1 protein-coding gene is annotated in these 520 nt (G+C 68.7%); it reads right to left on the bottom strand.

Annotated features, from left to right (window positions below; all coding sequences use genetic code 11):
• Positions 1 to 520, bottom strand: a 520-nt coding sequence (mptB, locus tag R1101_RS29010; RefSeq protein WP_037225420.1) for a polyprenol phosphomannose-dependent alpha 1,6 mannosyltransferase MptB, incomplete at both ends; no start/stop codon positions are given.

The following is a 520-nucleotide window of genomic DNA, read 5'->3' as shown; positions in this document are numbered from 1 at the left end:
CCGCGAGCCACAGGGCGATCGCGGGATTGCCGCCCATGCGGCGCGCGAGTTTCGGCACGGCCCACGCCATGAGCGCCAGGCCGGGAAGCATGGTCAGGCGCCACAACCACGTTCCCGTCACCACGTTGTCGTCGGTGATGGACGTGATGCCCGCACCGAGGAGCAGGTGGACGGGTCCGTAGGGGGTGGTGGTGGTCGTCCACACGTTGCTGACGTTGTCGAGCAGGACACCCGGATTGACCACCGGCCCCACCGCGTACGGATCGAAGCCGTCGCGCAACAGCGCGCCCTGGGCGAGATAGGAATACGCGTCGCGGCTGAACATCGGTGTGGCGAACAGCAGGGGAGCGGTCCACGCGGGCAGCACCGTCCACAGATCGCGTACCGTCACGAGCCCGGCGAGGGCGGCCCGGCCGAGGCGCACCCACGCGCCGATCATGACGAGCACGCCGATCCACAGGATGATCGTCGAGAGCAACTGGCCGTGGCCGAAGCGCAACCACGACAGGTAGATGCCCTC

This window comes from Rhodococcus sp. R1101 (assembly GCF_000278445.1).
GTDB classification, from domain to species: Bacteria; Actinomycetota; Actinomycetes; order Mycobacteriales; family Mycobacteriaceae; genus Rhodococcus; species Rhodococcus gordoniae.
This window is presented reverse-complemented; position numbering and strand designations above follow the sequence as displayed.